Genomic DNA, 20,099 nt, shown 5'->3' with positions numbered 1-20,099 from the left:
ATCGACCTCTCCCCGATGGGAAGAGGTGGAGCGTGCCCTCTCGCGCGAGCTGAGTGAGAAAATGGCCAACGCCACCACCGCTTCACCTGCCATGATGGCGGATCCCGCTTCGGAGCGCATTGCGCCGAAGCGGCTGTTTGCGTTCATCATCATGGTGTTCGGGATGTTCATGTCGATCCTGGACATCCAGATCGTCTCGGCCTCATTGAGCGAAATCCAGGCCGGGCTGTCGGCGAGCTCCAGCGAGGTCTCCTGGGTTCAGACCGCCTATCTGATCGCCGAGGTGATCGCGATCCCGCTGTCGGGATTCCTGTCGCGCGCCTTCGGCACGCGGCTGTTGTTCGCGATCTCGGCGGCCGGCTTCACCTTCGCGAGCCTGCTCTGCGGCTTCGCCACGACGATCGAGGAGATGATCCTCTGGCGCGCGCTGCAGGGCTTTCTCGGCGCCGGCATGATCCCGACCGTGTTCGCTTCGGCCTACACCGTCTTCCCGCGCACGAAATTCCACATCGTCGGTCCCATCATCGGCCTCGTCGCAACCTTGGCTCCGACCATCGGACCGACGGTCGGCGGCTACATCACCGACGCGATGTCGTGGAACTGGCTGTTCTTCATCAACGTCGTGCCCGGCATCGGCATCACAGTGGGCGTGCTGGCGCTGGTCGATTTCGACGAGCCGCATTTCGAGCTGCTCGATCGCTTCGACTGGTGGGGCTTGTTGTTCATGGCCAGCTTCCTCGGCACGCTGGAATATGTGCTGGAAGAGGGCCCGCAATATCAATGGATGCAGGACACGTCGGTCGCGATCTGCGCCTGGATCTGCGCGATCTCGGCCATCGCCTTCTTCTGGCGCGTGTTCACGGCGGCCGAGCCGATCGTCAATCTGCGCACCTTCTCCGACCGCAATTTCGCCGTCGGATGCACGCTGCAATTCTGCATCGGCATCGGTCTCTACGGCCTGACCTACATCTATCCGCGCTATCTCGCCGAAGTGCGCGGCTACAGCGCGCTGATGATCGGCGACACCATGTTCGTCTCCGGCATCACCATGTTCCTGGTCGCACCGCTGGTCGGCCGGCTCATGGCCAAGCTCGACATGCGCTACATGATCGCGTTCGGCCTCGTCGTGTTCGCGATCGGCTCCTACCAGATGACCTGGATCACCCGCGAATACGATTTCTACGAGCTGCTGGTGCCGCAGATCCTGCGCGGCATCGGCATGATGTTCGCGATGGTCCCGACCAACAACGTCGCGCTCGGCACGCTGCCACCTGACAAGGTGAAGAACGCGAGCGGCCTGTTCAACCTGATGCGCAATCTCGGCGGCGCGCTCGGCCTCGCCGTCATCAACACCGTGCTCAACGATCGCACCGACCTGCATATCACCCGTCTGCAGGAGCGCGTGACCTGGGGCAACACGACCGCGACCGAAACCCTGAGCATGTTCATGCAGAAATTTCAGGGACTTGGCGATTCCACGCTGATGGCCATGAAGCAGCTTTCCCAGCTGGTTCATCGCCAGGCCGTGGTGATGAGCTTTGGCGATGCCTTCTTCATCCTGTCGCTGTTCTATGTCGCCCTCAGTTTCCTGGTGGTGCTGCTGAAGAGGCCGCCGTCGCCGTTCGGCGCCGGCGGCGACGCGCACTAATTTGCAACACTCGTGCGTGATCTCGCGCGAGCCCCGTTGCAATCGGCTGGCGACACATCTATAAAGCGCGCCTCATTCATTCGAACCGGGGAGAGATTTGCATGATTTCGTCGCAATCGCAGATCGTACGCCCGCGCTCGATGATCACCTCGATGACGTTCTGGTTCGGTATGTACGCGGCCTGTTAGAGGCCTCTTCCGCCAGCTTCGATTGGGCCAAGGTTTTGGCCGAGCGTCCCGATCGCTTCGTTTCCCAAGCCAAAATCAGTCTTACGTGACGCCGTTGCGGCCTTCCGGCCGACTTGCGTCCATCGATGGAGCCGGCCCGCGCGAAGCGGCCGGATGATGCCATGACCGCTCTGTCCAAGAAGCCTGCGGCGATTCGCGTCGTGCTTCCCTTCGTGTTCAAGCATTGGCTGAAGCAGCCGGGGCGCGGCCTCGTCGTGGCCGGCGGCCTGCTCGGCGCAACCGCCGCCGATTTGTTCATGCCGGTCTTCTCCGGACACCTGATCGATGCGCTGACCCGCGGTCCGTCCGACCCCGATGCGCGGCACGCGGCGCTGGTCGCGTTCGGCGCCATCGTGGCGCTGGGCGCGGCCTCGATGGTGCTGCGGCTCGCGGGATTGCAGGCGATCGTGCCGTTCACGCTGCAGATCATGTCCGAGGTCGCGCAGGAGGCGTTCACGCGCGTGCAGCGCCTCTCGACCGACTGGCACGCGAACTCCTTCGCCGGCTCCACGGTCCGGAAGATCACCCGCGGCATGTGGGCGCTCGACCTGCTCAACGACACGCTGCTGCTCGCGCTATTGCCCTCGTTCGTCGTTCTGATCGGCTCGATGATCCTGCTCGGCCTGCACTGGGCCTCGCTCGGCGCGGTGATCGCGCTCGGCGCGCTGGTCTATGTCACCATGACGGTGCTGTTCTCGACCCGCTTCATCGCGCCCGCGGCGCGCGTCTCCAATGCCTGGGACACCAAGGTGGGCGGCACGCTGGCGGATGCGCTGACCTGCAACGCCGTGGTGAAATCCTTCGGCGCGGAACTGCGCGAGGACGCGCGGCTCGCCCGCGTCATCAACCGCTGGGGCGTGCGCGTGCGGCGGACCTGGTTTCGCTACAACTACACCGCCATGGCGCAGCTCACGCTGCTGCTGGGCTTGCGCGCCTCGGTGATCGGCGGCTCCGTTTTGCTGTGGGTCTCCGGCTACGCCTCGCCCGGCGACGTCACCTATGTGCTGACGAGCTACTATGTGATCCACGCCTATTTGCGCGACGTCGGCATGCACATCAACAACCTCCAGCGCTCGGTCAACGACATGGAGGAGCTGGTGGCGATCCACGACGAGCCGATCGGCATCGCCGATGCGGCCAATGCGCAGCCGATCGCGATCGAAGGCGGCGAGATCGTGTTCGACGACGTCACGTTCCATTATGGCGGCCATCGTGCGCCGCTCTATGACGGGCTGTCGCTGACGATCCGCGCCGGCGAGCGGGTCGGCCTCGTCGGCCGCTCCGGCTCCGGCAAGACCACCTTCGTCAAGCTGGTGCAGCGGCTCTATGACGTCACCGGCGGCCGCGTGCTGATCGACGGGCAGGACATCGCGCTGGCCACGCAGCAATCGCTGCGCAGCCAGATCGCGATCGTGCAGCAGGAGCCGATCCTGTTTCACCGTACGCTCGCCGAGAACATCGCCTATGGCCGGCCCGGCGCCAGCCTCGAGGCGATCGAGCAGGCGGCGCGGCTTGCCAATGCGCACGACTTCATCCTGCGCCTGCCGAAGGGTTACGGCACCCTGGTCGGTGAGCGGGGCGTGAAATTGTCGGGCGGCGAGCGGCAGCGCGTGGCGCTGGCGCGCGCCTTCCTGGCGGATGCTCCGGTGCTGATCCTGGACGAGGCGACCTCGAGTCTCGATTCGGAATCGGAGGCGCTGATCCAGGAGGCGATGGAGCGGCTGATGAAGGGACGCACCTCCATCGTGATCGCGCACCGGCTGTCGACGGTGAAGAGCCTCGATCGCATCCTGGTGTTCGACCGCGGCGAGATCGTCGAGCAGGGCACGCACGCTCTGCTCGCGGCCAAGCCCGGCGGCATCTATCGCAGCCTGTTCGAGCGCCAGGTGGTGGAGCTCGGAGAGATCGCAGCAGCGGAATGACGCGCGTGGCCGGTGGACGAATGCCGGCCACGTCGCGTGGGGATGGAACGACATGAAAGACCTGACACACGGCTCTATCGTGAGACACATCCTGGCCATGGCGCCGCCGATCATGGTCGGCATGATCTCGATCATGATCTGCCAGCTGGTCGATCTGTATTTCGTATCTAGCCTCGGCGATGCGGCGGTTGCCGGCGTCGCCGCGGCCGGCAATGCCGGCTTTCTCGTCAATGCCTTGATGCAGGTGCTCGGCGTCGGCACGGTGGCGCTGATCGCGCATGCCGTGGGACGCAAGGACCGGGCGGATGCGAACCTGATCTTCAACCAGGCGGTCGTGCTGTCGGTGCTGGCCGGCCTCTTGACCCTCGTGATCGGCGCAGCGCTGTCGCGCCCTTACATGCGTTCGGTCGCGGCCGACCAGGCCACGGTCGAGGCGGGGACCACCTACCTGTTGTGGTTCATGCCGGCGCTCGCGCTGGAATTCGCCATGCAGGTGCTGGCTTCGGCGCTGCGCGCGACCGGGATCGTGCGTCCCGCGATGGTCGTGCGCGCGCTCGCGGTCGCGATCAATATCGCATTGGCGCCGGTGCTGATCTCGGGCTGGGGCACGGGCTGCGCACTCGGTGTCGCCGGCGCGGGGCTGGCGAGCTCGATCGCAGTCGCCGTCGGCGTGCTGATGCTGCTGGCCTATTTCCGCAAGGTCGAGCGCTACGTCGCCTTGAGCGCGGCGCAGTGGCGTCCGCAGCCGCGGCACCTGATGCGCATCCTGAATGTCGGCCTGCCGGCCGGCGGCGAGTTCGCGATGATGTTCATCTTCATGGCGGTGGTCTATTACGTGCTGCGCGATTTCGGCGCGGCGGCGCAGGCGGGCTTCGGCATCGGGCAGCGCGTGCTCGGCCTGATTCAGATGCCGGCGCTCGCGATTGCGCTGGCGGCCGCGCCCATCGCCGGCCAGAACGTCGGTGCCGGCAACGGCGCGCGGGTGCGGGAAACCTTTGTCAAGACGGCGCTGATCACCACCGTCGTGGCGGTCGGCTTCATGATCCTCGCGCAGCTGAAGCCGGAGCTGCTGCTGGCCGGGTTTTCCAACGACCGGGAGACGATGGCGATCGCCTTCCTGTTCCTGCGGATCATCTCGCTCAACATGGTGGCGCAGGGCCTCATCTTCACCTGCTCCAGCATGTTCCAGGGCCTCGGCAACACCAGGCCTGTGCTGGTGAGCTCGGTGACGCGCGTGTTCACCTATTCGCTGCCGGTGCTCTGGCTGTCGACGCGGCCGGGTTTCCGCATCGAGCATGTCTGGTATCTCTCGATCGCGGCGACGACGCTGCAGGCCGCAATGAGCCTGTGGCTCATGCGCCGCGAGTTCGGCATGCGCTTCGCGTCGCAGGACGAGGCCGCGAAGGCAGTGGAAGCCGAGCCGGTCGCGCCTCCGGCCCGTGCTCCCGCGTAGCGAAAGTGACATCCCTCCCACGGCTCCCGCCAGCTTGCGGCGCCGTGGGGCTAATGCGCGCCAAGGCTGTTCCAGACGAGCGTGAGGCCCGACAGAAACAAGAGGCCGAGCACGACATCGCCGAAATGCTTGTCGTTCAGCGCGTGATAGACGCGCGCGCCCGCCCATGCGCCGATCAAGGTGCCCGGAAAGGCGACCAGCGCGAGCCAGACCACTTTGAGCTCGACGAGACCCGATGCGGTCTGCAGCAGCAGTGCGGTGGCGAGCACCGTGAAGTTAAAGAGCTGGAAGATGCCGCGCCGCTCGTGCTTGTTCCAGCCGCGGATATTGGCCCACAGGATCGGCAGCGGTCCCGAGAGCCCAGCGAGGCCACCAAGAATGCCGCCGGCAAAGCCGACCGCGCCGTCGGCAATCCGGCCGCCGGATTTGATCGCGAGCGACCTCTTGTTCAGATAGAGCGCCGTAGAGAAAATCAGGATCAGCACACCGACGCTCAGCTTGAACACTTTTGGATCGGCCGAGGCCACCATCATGGTGCCGAGCGGGACGCCGAGCAGGCCGCCGATCAGGAACGGCCAGACCAGCGAGAGGTTGAAGCTCTTCCACATCGAGGGCAGCGTCGAGGTCTGCGCGATCACCGAGCAGATCAGCACCAAGGGGACCGCGAGCGAGGGCGGCAGCACATAGAGCCAGATGCCGAGCGCCATCAGCGCCGTGCCGAAACCGGCCAGTCCCGAGACGAAGCCGCCGGCGAGCGCGCCGAGCAGCAGCAGGACGTAGGTGAGCGTTTCCAACAGACTGTCCTTGTCGCCAGGGGCGATCCCGAGCCGATCGCCACGGCTCGCATAACATGCCTGCCGGCATGGAGGTCAATCCATGCCGCACGCAGGCGTGATCTGTCCGGCCATCGCCGCCGCTCTAGACGATCTGCCTGGTGTCGGCAGGCTTCTGCAGCGCGCCGACCAGGATGCGCAGCGCCTCCGTCAATTCCGATCTGTTTCGTGCTGCGCCCAGCGAGACGCGCGCCGCATGCGGCGGTGCCCCGTCGACGGTGAAGGCATCGCCGGCGACGACGGCAAGCCCATTCCGCAGGAGATGTGCAGCAAGATCGGGCCGCTCTTCCGGCAGTCGCAGCCAGAGATGATGCGCCGCGGGCCTGGCCAGGAACTGAAAACCTTTCAGCGCGCGTTGCGCGAGCTGCTGGCGGCCGACGGCTTCGTTGCGGATAGCGCTGATGATGCGATCGGCAATGCCGTTTTCGATCCAATGCGTCACCAGCGCGACCATCAGGGGCGCCGGCATCTGCACGGTCGCCTGCAGGGAGGTGCGCATGTCCCGCTGCGCGCCACTGTCGGGCGTCACCAGATAGGCAACGCGCAGCGCCGGCGCGATGCATTTTGACAGCGTGGTCGCAAGATATGTTCGCTCCGGAATGAGGTTCGCGATCGGCGAGGCCGCGCGGTCGAGCAGCCCGTAGGCGTCGTCCTCGATCAGGATGGTGCCGGCATCGCGGATGATCTTCGCGATCGCGCCGCGCCGCTCGGCGGAAAGCGTCGCCGTGGTCGGATTGTGCAACGTCGGAATGAGATAGACGGCTTTCGGCTTATGCACGCGGGACGCCTTTGCCAGCGCATCCGGCAGGATGCCGTCCTCATCCATGGGGACACCGACGAGCTTGACGCCGAGCCGGGCCGCGGCGGCCTTGATGCCGGGGAAGGTGAGGGCTTCGGTCAGCACGGTGTCGCCGGGCCGCGCCAGATGGGCGAGCAGGTTGAAGAGGATCGTCTGTGCGCCGGGAAAGATCACCAGCCTGTCGGCCTGCGCATGCGCGACGCGGGCGCGCATCCAGCGCGCCGCGACCTCGCGCTCATGCGCGCTACCGCCGGGCGGCTGGTAGTTGAGATACGCCGTCAGGCCCGATTGCGCGTGGAGGGCTTCCAGCCCGGCGATGATGCGCTCGTCGAGCTGCGCCTCCAGCGGGTGCGGCGGCACGTTCATCGACAGGTCGATCGCGACCGGGTGCGGCAAGTCCACCGCGCGCCGCGCGCTGGTCTCCGACACGAACGAGCCCTGTCCGACGCGAGCTTCCATGATGCCGCGGCGCCGCGCCTCGGTGTAGGCGCGCGTCACCGTCGTGAGGTCGATGCCGAGTGCCTTTGCCAGCGCGCGCTGCGTCGGCAGCTGTTGACCGCGCACCAGCCTGCCGGCGGCAATGTCGGCCTCCATGGCCTCGACGATCCGCTGATAGCGCGGGCCCGAAAGCTCCGAGATTGTAGGGATCCATTCCATGCAATTTGGGCCCATAACCTTTGAATGTATGGATGCAAGATATTATTGTATGGATCGTCGAAAAGGAAGAGGTGTGGGCATGTCTGTCTCTCTGGCGACGGTCTCTCTGGCCAAGGCGATGTGGCGCGGTTTCAGCGGCAAATGTCCGCATTGCGGGGAAGGGCACATGTTCGGCCGCTTCCTGAAGGTGGCGGAGGCTTGCGACCATTGCGGCGAGGAGCTGTTCCACCAGCGCGCCGACGACTTTCCCGCCTATCTCGTGATGGTCGTGGTCGGCCATCTCGTGGTGCCGGCGATCCTCGCGGTCGAGACCGCCTACGCGCCGCCGGAATGGCTGCAGCTCGCGGTATGGCTGCCGGTGACGCTGTTGGCCTCGCTCGCGCTGCTGCAACCCACCAAGGGTGCCATCGTCGGCCTGCAATGGCAGCTCGGCATGCACGGTTTCGAGGCGGGCAAGCTGCGGCGCGAAGCCGGCGAGCTTGCGCCGGTGCTGGTGAAGGACACGCGCGCCGCGTAAGCAGCGTTTACATCGCGCGGCCGGCCGCTACACTCCGTCGTATCAAACAAGAACGATGGAAACGCCGATGGCCGCACGCGCGAAGACCTTCCTGCTCTGTCATGGCGCATGGTCCGGCGGATGGGCCTGGAAGAAGATGCACCCGCTGTTGGCGCAGGCCGGCCACCGCCTGGTGGCGCCGACCTACACAGGGCTCGGCGAGCGCGCGCATCTGGCCAATCCTTCGGTCGATCTCGACACGCATATCCAGGATATCCTCAACGTCATCGCTTTCGAGGATCTCAACGACATCGTGCTGCTCGGCCACAGCTACGGCGGCATGGTCGCGACCGGCGTCGCCGACCGCGCGCGCGAGCGCGTGACGCAGCTGATCTATCTCGATGCCTTCGTGCCGCGTGACGGCCAGTCGCTGTTCGACCTCAACGAGGGCGGGCGCGAGCCGATGCGCAACGCAGTCCACTCGGGCGACGGCTATCGCATCCCGCCGAACCCGCCGCCGCCGGATACCGCGCAGGCCGATCTCGACTGGCTCAATGCGCGGCGCGTCCCGATGCCGATCAAGTGCTTCGAGACGCGCTTGAGGCTCGAGCACGGCGAGCCGGCGATGCCGCGCAGCTACATCTATTGCACGCGCCTTCCGCCCGGCGATGTGTTCGGGCAGTTCGCCCAGCGCACGAAGAGCGAGGAGGGCTGGCGCTATGTCGAGCTCGACGCCAGTCACGCGCCGAATGTGACGGCGCCGGAGGCGTTGATGAAGGTGTTGAACGAGATCGTCGCGTAGCTCACAGCCGTCATTCCGGCTCGCGAAGCGAGAGCCCGGAATCCATCAGGCAGCGGAGTCGGTGGATGAATGGATTCCGGGTTCGTGCTGCGCACGCCCCAGAATGACAGCAGCCCAAATTGGTGAGGGGTCCGATGCGTTAGCATCGAACCCCTCGTTGCTTCCTTAGCAAGACGCGTTTTCTTCACGCGAACCGGAAACCCACTTCGCTCGAAAACGCTTTAGAGCATCAGCCGGCCTGTAAGCCGGGTTCTGTAGGGCACCGTCCACTTGCGCGAACGATACGTGACGGCCATTCCTCTGGGACCATGTTTGCACACGGCCTCGAGCAACCTACCCGGACGGCGGGCCTGACATCGCCCCGCGGTGTTATCGCTTTCGCGAACAGCCCGCTTAAGCCGTCCCTATTCGGTTTTGCTCCCGGTGGGGTTTGCCCTGCCGGCTCCGTTGCCGGAACCGCGGTGCGCTCTTACCGCACCTTTTCACCCTTACTTCCTCCGAGGAGGGAGCGGTTCGTTCTCTGTGGCACTTTCCCTGGGGTCACCCCCGCCGGACGTTATCCGGCACCGCATGTCAAGGGAGCCCGGACTTTCCTCCCCGGCGGCCTTTCGGCACCTGCCGGAGCGGCCGTCCGGCCGACTGACGGCTTAGGCATGGGCATTTGTGACGGTTTCGTCAAGCCGATATCGCGAGGCACGCTCGGCCAGAAATAATTTATCGTGAAGATGTCGTTTGGCGCGCAACCCGTTCGACTGGATGCCGGCAACACAGCCGAACAACAGGAGTGAAGCGATGCAATACCTGCTGATGATCTACCAGAACGAGGTCGAGTACGCGAAGAACGACGCGGCGACCAGCCAGAAGATGCTGGCCGAATACCAGACCTTCACGCAAGCCATCATCCAGAGCGGCAATTTCAAGGCCGGCGACCGCCTGCAGCCGACCATGACCGCAACGACCGTGCGTGTGCGCGAGGGCAAGACGCTGACGACCGATGGTCCGTTCGCGGAAACCCGCGAGCAGCTCGGTGGCTATTACCTGATCGAAGCCAAGGATCTCAACGCCGCCATCGAGATCGCGGCGCGGATTCCCAGCGCACGCATCGGCTCGATCGAGGTGCGGCCGATCTGGGTGTACGAGAAGTGACGGCTCTCACCTTCGTCATTCCGGGATGCGCCGCAAGGCGCAGGCCCGGAATCCATATCCCCGAATCGTGGTTATGGATTCCGGGCTCGCGGCTTTGCCGCGCCCCGGAATGACGAGAGGGGAGTGATCGCGTGACATGACCCCTGGCGAGATCGACAAAATCTTCCGCGACGAGGCGGGGCGGACGCTGGCCACGCTGATCCGTCTCGTCGGGGATTTCGATCTCGCCGAGGACGCGCTTCAGGATGCGTTTGCGGTCGCGCTGGAACGCTGGGCGTGTGAGGTCCCTGACAATCGGCGCGCCTGGCTCGTCAACGTCGCCAAGCACAAGGCGATCGATCGCATCCGCCGTCAGGCTGTGTTCCGCGGCAAGCAGCAGGCGCTGGTGCATGAGCTCGAGCTCAACGCGCTCGGCCCCGATGAGCCGACCGCAACGCTCGACGACGACATGCTGCGGCTGATCTTCACCTGCTGCCATCCTGCGTTCGCGGCCGAGGTGCAGGTCGCGCTGACGCTGCGCACCGTATGCGGGCTGTCGACGGCGCAGGTGGCGCGCGCTTTTCTCGTCGGCGAGGAGGCGATGGCGCAGCGGCTCGTCCGCGCCAAGCAGAAGATCAGGCTTGCCGGCATCCCCTATGAGGTGCCGGAGCGCGAGATGCTTGCGCCGCGGCTCGATGGCGTGCTCGCCGTGATCTATCTCGTCTTCACCGAAGGCTATGTCGCGACCGAGGGCGCGGACCTGATGCGGCCTGATCTGGCGACCGAGGCCATCCGGCTTGGCCGCCTGCTGAACCGGCTGATGCCCGATCGCGCCGGCATCAAGGGCCTGCTGGCCCTGATGCTGCTGCACGACGCGCGCCGCGCCGGGCGACAGACGCCCGCCGGCGACATCGTCCTGCTCGAAGAGCAGGACCGCTCGCTGTGGGACCGCGCGCAGATCGAGGAGGGCCTACGTCTGGTGGAGGATGCGTTGCGCGTGCCGGGCCGCCCGCAGCCCTATGCGGTGCAAGCGGCGATCGCAGCGCTGCATGCGCGTGCGCCGAGCTTCGAAGCCACCGACTGGCCGCAGATCGCAGGTTTGTACGAGGTGCTGCTGCGCATCAATCCGTCACCGGTGATCGAACTCAACCACGCCGCGGCGCTGTCGATGGTCGATGGGCCGGCGCGTGCGCTCGATCTCGTCGATGCGATCGCCGCGCGCGGCGGGCTTCGCGGCTATGAGCTGCTGCCCGCCGTGCGCGCGGATTTGTTGCGGCGGCTCGGCAGGACGAAGGAGGCACGCGAGGCCTATCGTGCGGCGACCGAAGCGACGCAGCTCGAGCCGTTGCGGAGGCTCTATGCGCGACGGATGAGGGAGATGGAATAGGGGCCTCACATGCCGTCATTGCGAGCGCAGCGAAGCAATCCAGGCTATCACCGCGGAGACAGTCTGGGTTGCTTCGTCGCAAGAGCTCCTCGCAATGACGGCGTGTGCGGCTACGCCGTCACTTCGATGCGACCGGCGTTGCTTCCGCCGGCAGGCTCGCCAGCAGCGCCTGCAAGGTCGACAGCGTCGAGTGATCGGCGACGCCGTCCAGCCGTGCTGGGCGGAAATGGCGTTGGAAGGCGGTGACGACTTCCATCGTGGCAGCGTCGTACTTGCCGTTCAGGGGCACGCCATAGCCGTACCTTGCGAGCGCCTGCTGCATGCTCAGCACCGCGTCGCTGATGGTGCCGAGCATCAGGCTGTCGCCGCGGACGATCGGGGCGGGCGTCACCCAATGGCCGACGCCGGAATTGGCCAGCGAATGCCACGGAAATTTCTCGCCGGGATCCTTCTTGCGGGCGGGCGCGACGTCGGAATGGCCGAGCACCCGGTGCGCCGGCACCTTGCGGCGGAGCATGATGCCGCGGCACAGCGCGATCACGGCGGCGATCTGGCGCAGCGGAAACTCCGGATAGCCCCAGTCATGGCCGCGATTGATGATCTCGATGCCGATCGAGCAGGAGTTGATGTCGTCCTCGCCGGCCCAGGAGGAGACGCCGGCGTGCCAGGCCCGCTTGGCCTCGGGCACGCATTGCACGATGCGGCCGTCCTCCAGCACGACATAATGCGCCGACACTTCGGTGCCGGCCGTGCAGAGGCGTGCCAGCGCGCCCTCGACATCGGGCATGCCGGTGTAGTGCAGCAGGATCATGTCCGGCTGCCGTCCCTTGTTGCGCTCGCCATGGTTCGGCGAGGGGATGATGTCCGAGACGATCGAGGAATCGGGCTCGAACGTCCGCAGGCCCGCCACGGTCTTGGGAACCGGGAGAACGCGGTGACGCTTCGAATCAGATCCAGACGGCGTGGACGAACCGGAGGGCATGAGCAGCTCGGACGGACGGAGAGTGGGGCAAGCCCTTCTCTTTACTATTCCTTTACCCTCCATCGCGCGCAATCGCGCGGCGCGGTTAACGGATTCATTTTGGCGATGTGTGTGGATGAAGCATCACTGCCCTCGTTACCTTTTCCACTTGTCATGAACCGAGCAACGCTTTCTTAACGCTAAGGGCCGTTACTGAGGGATGAAGAGCCGACCCGCGTCCGGAGGCGGCCAAAGCGTATTTTGGCTCGAAATCCCATGGCTGCCCGACAAATTCCACTGGGAACACCGGGTTTGTGGCCCGGGACGGCCGGGCTCGGTAACCATGCTGGACAGGGGCTTTGTCGTGGAACCGCCGCGACGCGTAATGATTCGAGGCGTTATGGGCTTGTTCGGCCCCGATCTCGCTTGGGTATCGGGCCGGGCGGTCGGCAGGCGTTGCGCATGAGCTCGGCTCCGCACATCCCCGTTCTTGGCCGTGAGGCCATCGCCCATCTCGCCCCGCGCGAGGGCGGCGTCTATGTCGACGCCACTTTTGGTGCCGGCGGCTATAGCCGCGCGATCCTGGAAGTGCCGGGAACCCGACTCATTGCCATCGATCGCGACCGCACCGCGATTGCCGGGGGTGCCGAACTGGTCGAACGCTCCGCGGGCCGGCTGACGCTGGTCGAGGACCGCTTCTCCAACCTCGCCGAGGTCTGCGCCGCGCAAGGCGTCGACGGCGTTGACGGCGTCGTGATGGATGTCGGCGTGTCCTCGATGCAGCTCGACCAGGCCGGCCGCGGCTTCTCCTTCCGCCTCGACGGTCCGCTCGACATGCGGATGGGGCAGACAGGCCCGACCGCGGCCGACGTCGTCGCCCGCGCCTCCGAAGGCGATCTCGCCGACATCATCTATCTCTTCGGCGAGGAGCGGCATTCGCGCCGCATCGCCCGCGCCATCGTCGCCGACCGGCAGGACACTCCGTTCACGACCACGCGCGCGCTCGCCGATCTCGTCGGCAGGGTGGTGCGATCGAAGCCCGGCGACATTCATCCGGCGACGCGGACGTTCCAGGCGCTGCGCATCTTCGTCAACGAAGAACTCGAGGAACTCCAGACGGCGCTCGCTGCCGCCGAGCGCGTGCTGAGGCCCGGCGGCCGCCTCGTCGTCGTCTCGTTCCATTCGCTGGAAGACCGCATCGTCAAGAATTTCCTCTCCGGGCGTTCCAAGACCGGCGGCGGTTCGCGGCATCTGCCGGAAGTCGCGCAGATTGCGCCGAGCTTCCAGCTGCTGACGCGGCGGCCGGTCGTCGCCGGCGAGGACGAAGTTGCGCACAATCCGCGCGCGCGCTCGGCAAAGCTGCGCGCCGCCGAGCGCACCTCTGCGCCGGCGCATGAGATCGATGAGGCATCGTCCTGGCCCAAGCTCGCCGACGTGATGAGGGGCGGCTAGCGCATGCGCATCATCCACCTCCTCGTCATCGGTGCGCTGATCTTCGCAGCCGCCCATGTCTACCGCATCAAGATGGACTCCACGGCGCGCACCGAGAAGGTGCTGCGGCTGCGTGCGGAGATCCGCGAGCAGCGCGATGCGATCGCGGGGCTGCGGGCCGAGTGGGCCAAGCTCGATGCGCCTCACCGCCTGCAAGGGCTGTCCGACCGGCATCTGCACCTCAAGCCGGTCAACGGCACGCAATATGATTCGCTGAAGAACCTGCCGGAACGTCCGCCGCGGATGTTCAGGCCGGGCGAGCCCGATCCGATCGGGGCCATGCTCAAGACCATCGAAGCCGCGAGCGATCCCGACACGGTCACGGGCTCCGTGCCTCAGCGCGAGGACAAGCAATGAGCCCGGCAACGCCTGCAAGACCAACCGAAAAAACGGCCGAGCGGTCAGTTGAGCCTTGGCGGCGGCGGCTGATCCGAAGCCTGCTCTACGGGCGCAACGTCGATCGCGCCGCGAAGGCGCGCGCGCGCGTCGGCCTTGCGATGCTTGCCTTCGCTTCGGTCTACGCCCTGATCGGCGGGCGGCTCGTGATGTTCGCGATCGGCGCCGACGCCCACAGCGCGCGCCGCGCCGCGGCGCAGGAGGTGGTTGCGACCGCGCGACCCGACATCGTCGACCGCAACGGCGCCATCCTTGCCACCGACGTCAAGGCGGCGAGCCTGTTCGGCGAACCGCGCCGCATCATCGACAAGGACGAGGCGATCGAGCTCTTGACCGCGACCATACCCGACCTCGACGAGGCCGAAGTGCGCGAGCGCCTGAAGACGCGCAAGGGCTTCGTCTGGCTCAAGCGCGAGGTCACGGCGGCGCAGCAGCAGGCCGTCCACAAGCTCGGCATTCCCGGCATCGGCTTCCTGCGCGAGAACAAGCGGGTCTATCCGACCGGCAACGAGGTCGCCCACCTCATCGGTCTCGTCAACATCGACAACCAGGGGATCGCCGGCCTCGAGAAGTGGCTCGACAATCAGGGGCTCGCCGATCTCCACCGCGCCGGCTTCGCCACCGACCGCTTGCAGAAGCCGATCGAGCTCGCGGTCGATCTGCGCGTCGAGCATGCGCTGCGCGACGAGCTGTTGAAGGCCAAGGACAAGTTCCACGCCAAGGCCGCCTCCGGCATCGTCTCCAACGTCAAGACCGGCGAGATCGTGGCGATGGTCTCGCTGCCCGACTTCGATCCCAACAATCCGAAGGAAGCGCACGATCCCGACCGCATCAACCGCCTGACCACCGGCGTCTACGAGATGGGCTCGACCTTCAAGGCGTTCACGCTGGCGATGGCGCTCGATTCCGGCAAGATCAATCTGAACTCGATGTGGGACGCGCGCGGAAACCTGCACTACGGCAAGTTCACCATCCACGACAGCCATCCGCTCGGGCGTTTCATCAACACCAAGGAAGTGTTCACCTACTCGTCCAACATCGGCGCGGCGCGCATCGCGCTCGGCCAGGGCGTGGAGGCGCACAAGGCGTTCCTCGCCAAGATGGGCCAGATGACGCGGCTGCGCACCGAATTGCCGGAGAGCGCGGCGCCGCTGCTGCCGCGGCGCTGGAGCGAGCTGAACACGGTCACCGCCGCGTTCGGCCAGGGCCTGTCGGTGGCGCCGCTGCAGGCGGTGATGGGCATCAACGCGCTCGTGAACGGCGGCTATCTGATTCCGCCGACATTCATGAAGCGCAGCGAATCCGAAGCCATGGCGATGGCCAAGCGCGTCATCAAGCCGGAGACCAGCGACAAGATGCGGTTCCTGATGCGGCTCAACGCCGAAGTCGGTTCGGCGAGAAAGGCGGACGTCAGGGGCTATTACGTCGGCGGCAAGACCGGCACGTCGGAGAAGGTCATCAATGGCCGCTACGCCAAGAAGCGCGTGCTCAATTCCTTCACGGCGGTGATGCCGTGCGATGATCCGAAGTACCAGGTGCTCGTCATGCTGGACGAGCCGCAAGCGCTGCCGGAAACCCATGGTTTCATCACCTCAGGCTGGAACGCGGTGCCGACCGGCGGCAAGGTGATCGAGCGGATCGCGCCGCTTCTCGGCGTCGAGCCGCGGTTCGACCTGCCGCCGTCCGAGCGCCTTATTCTTGCAGCATCCAGGACAACCCAGTAATCAACCGGGTGGGCCATCGCCGGTGCTGAGTCGGGATTGTCCTTTGGAATCGGCTTTCCGGCTGGGCATATCGACTGGAAGACCATGAAGCTGCGCGACCTCTTGGGTCAGGATGTTCCGGGCAATGATGCCGCGATCGAGCCCGCTGCCGCGGCGCTCGAGGTGAGCGGCGTTGCGCTCGACAGCCGCGCGGTGAAACCGGGCGATCTCTTCTTCGCGCTGGCAGGCAGCAAGACCGACGGCGCCCGCTTCGTCGATGCTGCGGTCGCCGCCGGCGCGGTGGCCGTCGTCGGTGACCACGCACCGGCCGCTTGCAAGGTGCCGTTCATCGCGGTCGCCAATCCGCGCCGCGCGCTGGCACTGGCCGCGGCAAGATTTTTCCCGGCGCAGCCTGCGACGATTGCCGCGGTGACCGGAACCAGCGGCAAGACCTCGGTCGCCGCGTTCACGCGCCAGATCTGGGAGCGGCTCGGGCACGCCTCCGCCAGTATCGGTACCATCGGTCTCGTGTCGCAAAAGCGCACCGTCTATGGCTCGCTGACCACGCCGGATCCGATCGCGCTGCACCGGCAGCTGGACGAGATCGCGCGCGAGGGTGTCACGCATCTCGCGTTCGAGGCGTCCTCGCACGGGCTCGATCAATATCGCCTCGACGGCGTGCGCATCTCGGCCGGCGGCTTCACCAATCTCTCGCGCGACCACATGGATTACCATCCGACCGTTGCGCATTACCTCGCGGCCAAGCTCCGCTTGTTCCGCGAGCTGGTGCCGCCTGATGGCGCCGCGGTGATCTCGGCCGATCATGATTGCTCGGCGGAAGCGATCGAGGCGGCGACATCGCGCGGCCTGCGCGTCATGGCGGTCGGCCGCAACGGCGATGGCGCAGGCGAGGGCATCCGCCTCACGGAGGCCGTGGTCGACGGTTTCTCGCAAAAGCTCACGGTCGAGCATCGCGGCAGGGCTTACGCGATCCGGCTGCCGCTGGTCGGCGAATTCCAGATCGAGAATGCGCTGGTGTCGGCCGGGCTTGCCATCGGCACCGGCAGCGATGCTGAAAACGTGTTTGCGAGCCTCGAACATCTCGAAGGCGCCAAGGGCCGGCTCGAGCGCGTCGGCGCGCGCAACGGCGCGCCGATCTTCGTCGACTACGCGCACAAGCCCGACGCGCTGGCGAAGGCGCTGCAGGCGCTGCGGCCTTATGCCAAGCGCAGGCTGGTCGTCGTGTTCGGCGCCGGTGGCGACCGCGATGCCGGCAAGCGTCCGATCATGGGCGAGATCGCGGCGGAGAATGCCGATGCCGTCATCATCACCGATGACAATCCGCGCAGCGAGAAGCCGGAAGCCATCCGCGCCGCCATCCTCGCCACCGCGAAGGGCGCCCGCGAGATCGGCGACCGGGCCGAGGCGATCCGCGCCGCGATCGATGACTTGCAGGAGGGCGATGCGCTGCTCATCGCCGGCAAGGGCCACGAGACCGGGCAGATCGTCGGCGGCCAGACGCTGCCCTTCAGTGATCACGAGGCGGTCGCCGCCGCACTAGCGTCGAGGGTTGCATGAGCGGGCCAATATGGACGGTTGCCGAGGTCGCGCGTGCGCTGGGCGTGGCCGGATCGTTCCCGGAGACGGGAATCGATTTCGTCACCCAGGACAGCCGCCTGGTGAAGCCGGGCAGCCTGTTCGTCGCGCTGAGCGGCACGCCAAGCGGCGGCTTCGTCTCGGCTTTCGCCAGCGCGCGCGACGGCTGGGAATTCGCCGACAAGGCGGAAGCTTCAGGCGCGGTCGCGATCATCGTGCCGCACGAGATCGCGGGCATCCGCATTCCCCAGATCGTCGTCAAGGACACGCTGATCGACGGCCTCTGGGGCCTCGCCCGCGCCGCACGCGCGCGCTTCAATGGCCCGGTGATCGGGCTCACCGGCAGCGCCGGCAAGACCAGCACCAAGGAATTTCTCGCCGCCTATCCGAACGCCTATGCCAGCCCGTCGAGCTTCAACAATTTCTGGGGCGTGCCGCTGACGCTGTGCAATGCCAGGCGGGACGCCAGCCTCTGGGTCGTCGAGATGGGCATGAACCAGCAAGGCGAGATCGCCCGGCTCAGCGAGCTCACGCAGCCGACCGTCGCGCTCGTCGTCAACGTCCAGCCGGTGCATCTGGAAAAGCTCGGCTCGCTCGAGGCCATCAGGCGCGAGAAGGTGTCGATCGCGCTCGGCCTGCCCGAGGACGGCGTGCTGGTGCTGCCCGCCGGAATCAGGGCGCCGGAGTGGAAGGGCAAGGTCGTGCGCTTCGGCGGCGAGCATGCCGAGGTGCACGAGGTCGCGCACGCGCCGCACGGCGAGAGCTGGCAGGTCGTGGCCGCGATCGGCAAGAAGGAGATCGCCTTCAGCCTCACCCCTGGCGCGCCGCACCGGGTGCACAATGCGCTGGCTGCGCTCGCCTCGGTTCATGCCGCGCATCTCGATGTCGCGACGCTCGCGGTCAAGCTCGATCGCGTCGGCATCATGACCGGCCGCGGCGTCGAGCAGGCAGTCGGCGATATCACGGTGATCGACGACAGCTTCAACGGCAATCCGGCCAGCGTGGCGGCGGCGCTGCAAAGCCTGCAGGCGCGCAACATGAGCGGTGGCCGCCGCATCGCGATTCTCGGCGACATGCTCGAGCTCGGCGAGGACGCACCGAGCTATCACACCGGCCTCGCCAGGCATCTCGACGGCATTGACGGCGTCTATTGTGTCGGACCTCTAATGCGGTACCTGTTCGACGCTTTGCCATCGGGCAAGGGCCTCGGCTGGCATGATGATCCTGCCACGCTGCAGCCGGGCGAGGTCGCAAAGCTGCTGAAGGCAGGCGACGTCGTGGTTGTCAAGGGCAGCAAGAAGATGTTCTGGGTCAACAAGTTTGTGCCGGGGCTGGTGGCCGCCTTGCAGGCAAAGGCGTAAACTGCTTGGAAGGCGCCGTTCCCGAATCCCACCCTTGCGGCGGAAGCCGTCCGTTTCCCGAAACGCGCGGCCCATGACGAAGACCAGCGAATGCGCGTGAAGCACCTGGATGTGCAAAGGCGCCATAGGACCGTCTGAATGTTTTACTGGCTGATCGAGCTCTCCAACACATTTCCGGGCTTCGGTGCCTTCCGCACCGTCCTGAACGTCTTTCGCTACATCACCTTCCGCACCGGCGGCGCCATCGTGACCGGCGCGCTGTTCGTGTTCCTGTTCGGCCCCTGGATCATCGATCATTTGCGCATCCGTCAGGGCAAGGGCCAGCCGATCCGCACCGACGGTCCGCAATCACATCTCGCCAAGAAGGGCACGCCCACCATGGGCGGACTGATGATCCTGTCCGGGCTCACGGTCGGCACCGTGCTGTGGGCCAATCCGCTCAACCCCTATGTCTGGATCGTGCTGGCGGTGACGCTCGGCTTCGGCTTCGTCGGCTTCTATGACGATTACCTCAAGGTGACCAAGCAGACCACGACGGGGTTCGGCAGCAAGCTGCGCCTCTTGATCGAAGCCGTCATAGCGCTGGTCGCCTGCTACGCGCTGGTGCGGCTGAACCGCGACCCCGCCTCGACCGCGCTGACGATTCCCTTCCTGAAGGATACCGTGCTGCATTTCGGCTGGTTCTTCGTCGTCTTCGGCGCCTTCGTCATCGTCGGCTCCGGCAACGCGGTGAACCTCACCGACGGTCTCGACGGCCTCGCCATCGTGCCCGTGATGATTGCGACCGCGAGCTTTGCGATGATCGCCTATCTCACCGGCAACTTGGTGTTCGCCGACTACCTCCAGATCAAATATGTCGCCGGCACCGGCGAACTCGCGGTGCTCTGCGGCGCGTTGCTCGGCGCCGGTCTCGGCTTCCTCTGGTTCAACGCCCCGCCTGCCTCGATCTTCATGGGCGACACCGGCTCGCTTGCGCTCGGCGGCATGCTCGGCGCGATCGCGGTCGCGGTGAAGCACGAGATCGTCCTCGCCGTGATCGGCGGATTGTTCGTGCTCGAGGCGGTTTCGGTCATCGTGCAGGTGGTGTCCTTTAAGCTCACGGGCAAGCGTGTGTTCCGCATGGCGCCGATCCATCACCACTTCGAGCAGAAGGGCTGGACCGAGCCGCAGATCGTGATCCGCTTCTGGATCATCTCGGTGATGCTGGCGCTCGCCGGCCTTTCGACGCTGAAGCTGCGGTGA

General features: G+C 66.0%; 16 protein-coding genes and 1 other RNA gene. 13 read left to right on the top strand and 4 right to left on the bottom strand.

Going from position 1 to position 20,099, the window contains the following annotated elements; genetic code table 11:
• Positions 1 to 61: 61 nt before the first annotated feature.
• The 3 genes from ACNJYD_RS28900 to ACNJYD_RS28890 all read left to right on the top strand — a co-directional run bounded on the left by ACNJYD_RS28900 (position 62) and on the right by ACNJYD_RS28890 (position 5,250).
• Positions 62 to 1,648: a DHA2 family efflux MFS transporter permease subunit gene (locus ACNJYD_RS28900; RefSeq protein ID WP_439364032.1), complete on the top strand. Its 1,587-nt coding sequence runs from the start codon at positions 62 to 64 to the stop codon at positions 1,646 to 1,648.
• A gap of 349 nt (positions 1,649 to 1,997) precedes the next feature.
• Complete coding sequence (locus ACNJYD_RS28895) at positions 1,998 to 3,797, top strand: ABC transporter ATP-binding protein (RefSeq protein WP_439364031.1); 1,800 nt, start codon at positions 1,998 to 2,000, stop codon at positions 3,795 to 3,797.
• 52 nt (positions 3,798 to 3,849) lie between these two features.
• Positions 3,850 to 5,250, top strand: coding sequence for an MATE family efflux transporter (locus tag ACNJYD_RS28890; protein ID WP_439364030.1), 1,401 nt, complete (start codon positions 3,850 to 3,852; stop codon positions 5,248 to 5,250).
• Positions 5,251 to 5,300: 50 nt separating this feature from the next.
• Here ACNJYD_RS28890 and ACNJYD_RS28885 read toward each other — a convergent pair whose 3' ends face one another.
• The gene (locus ACNJYD_RS28885; protein WP_439364029.1) at positions 5,301 to 6,044 is read right to left on the bottom strand and encodes a sulfite exporter TauE/SafE family protein; all 744 of its coding nucleotides are present in this window, start codon (positions 6,042 to 6,044) and stop codon (positions 5,301 to 5,303) included.
• Positions 6,045 to 6,168: 124 nt separating this feature from the next.
• Complete coding sequence (locus ACNJYD_RS28880; RefSeq protein ID WP_439364028.1) at positions 6,169 to 7,539, bottom strand: PLP-dependent aminotransferase family protein; 1,371 nt, start codon at positions 7,537 to 7,539, stop codon at positions 6,169 to 6,171.
• A gap of 79 nt (positions 7,540 to 7,618) precedes the next feature.
• On the opposite strand from ACNJYD_RS28880, the gene ACNJYD_RS28875 reads away from it, so the two are divergent.
• Positions 7,619 to 8,056 (top strand): DUF983 domain-containing protein, encoded by a 438-nt coding sequence (locus tag ACNJYD_RS28875; RefSeq protein ID WP_439364027.1) that lies wholly within the window; start codon positions 7,619 to 7,621, stop codon positions 8,054 to 8,056.
• A gap of 67 nt (positions 8,057 to 8,123) precedes the next feature.
• Positions 8,124 to 8,837: an alpha/beta fold hydrolase gene (locus ACNJYD_RS28870; protein WP_439364026.1), complete on the top strand. Its 714-nt coding sequence runs from the start codon at positions 8,124 to 8,126 to the stop codon at positions 8,835 to 8,837.
• A 225-nt stretch (positions 8,838 to 9,062) separates the two neighbouring features.
• On the opposite strand, the gene rnpB is transcribed toward ACNJYD_RS28870, so the two are convergent.
• Positions 9,063 to 9,480, bottom strand: an RNA gene (gene rnpB, locus ACNJYD_RS28865) — RNase P RNA component class A.
• A gap of 149 nt (positions 9,481 to 9,629) precedes the next feature.
• Between rnpB and ACNJYD_RS28860 the strand changes: the two genes are divergently transcribed.
• A complete protein-coding gene (locus tag ACNJYD_RS28860) occupies positions 9,630 to 9,983 on the top strand; it encodes a YciI family protein (protein ID WP_439364025.1) in 354 nt (117 codons plus the stop codon).
• Positions 9,984 to 10,119: 136 nt separating this feature from the next.
• Positions 10,120 to 11,349 (top strand): RNA polymerase sigma factor, encoded by a 1,230-nt coding sequence (locus ACNJYD_RS28855; protein WP_439364024.1) that lies wholly within the window; start codon positions 10,120 to 10,122, stop codon positions 11,347 to 11,349.
• 118 nt (positions 11,350 to 11,467) lie between these two features.
• On the opposite strand, the gene ACNJYD_RS28850 is transcribed toward ACNJYD_RS28855, so the two are convergent.
• Positions 11,468 to 12,331, bottom strand: coding sequence for an N-acetylmuramoyl-L-alanine amidase (locus ACNJYD_RS28850; RefSeq protein ID WP_172787237.1), 864 nt, complete (start codon positions 12,329 to 12,331; stop codon positions 11,468 to 11,470).
• 441 nt (positions 12,332 to 12,772) lie between these two features.
• On the opposite strand from ACNJYD_RS28850, the gene rsmH reads away from it, so the two are divergent.
• The 6 genes from rsmH to mraY all read left to right on the top strand — a co-directional run bounded on the left by rsmH (position 12,773) and on the right by mraY (position 20,099).
• Positions 12,773 to 13,762, top strand: a complete 990-nt coding sequence (gene rsmH, locus ACNJYD_RS28845) for a 16S rRNA (cytosine(1402)-N(4))-methyltransferase RsmH (protein ID WP_439364023.1) — start codon at positions 12,773 to 12,775, stop codon at positions 13,760 to 13,762.
• Positions 13,763 to 13,765: 3 nt separating this feature from the next.
• Positions 13,766 to 14,158 carry a cell division protein FtsL gene (gene ftsL / locus ACNJYD_RS28840; RefSeq protein ID WP_212254604.1) on the top strand — a complete coding sequence of 131 codons (393 nt, stop codon included), beginning with the start codon at positions 13,766 to 13,768 and terminating at the stop codon, positions 14,156 to 14,158.
• Positions 14,155 to 15,921 carry a peptidoglycan D,D-transpeptidase FtsI family protein gene (locus ACNJYD_RS28835; RefSeq protein WP_212254605.1) on the top strand — a complete coding sequence of 589 codons (1,767 nt, stop codon included), beginning with the start codon at positions 14,155 to 14,157 and terminating at the stop codon, positions 15,919 to 15,921. Before ftsL ends, ACNJYD_RS28835 begins: the two co-directional genes overlap by 4 nt.
• An 84-nt stretch (positions 15,922 to 16,005) precedes the next feature.
• Positions 16,006 to 17,478, top strand: a complete 1,473-nt coding sequence (locus ACNJYD_RS28830; RefSeq protein ID WP_439367526.1) for a UDP-N-acetylmuramoyl-L-alanyl-D-glutamate--2,6-diaminopimelate ligase — start codon at positions 16,006 to 16,008, stop codon at positions 17,476 to 17,478.
• Complete coding sequence (locus tag ACNJYD_RS28825) at positions 17,475 to 18,857, top strand: UDP-N-acetylmuramoyl-tripeptide--D-alanyl-D-alanine ligase (protein WP_439364022.1); 1,383 nt, start codon at positions 17,475 to 17,477, stop codon at positions 18,855 to 18,857. Before ACNJYD_RS28830 ends, ACNJYD_RS28825 begins: the two co-directional genes overlap by 4 nt.
• Positions 18,858 to 18,995: 138 nt before the next feature.
• A complete protein-coding gene (gene mraY, locus ACNJYD_RS28820) occupies positions 18,996 to 20,099 on the top strand; it encodes a phospho-N-acetylmuramoyl-pentapeptide-transferase (RefSeq protein WP_172787242.1) in 1,104 nt (367 codons plus the stop codon).

Source organism: Bradyrhizobium sp. SPXBL-02, assembly GCF_051853065.1.
Classification (GTDB): domain Bacteria; phylum Pseudomonadota; class Alphaproteobacteria; order Rhizobiales; family Xanthobacteraceae; genus Bradyrhizobium.
The sequence above is the reverse complement of the archived record's forward strand: the minus strand, read 5'-3'. Positions and strand labels throughout refer to the sequence as shown.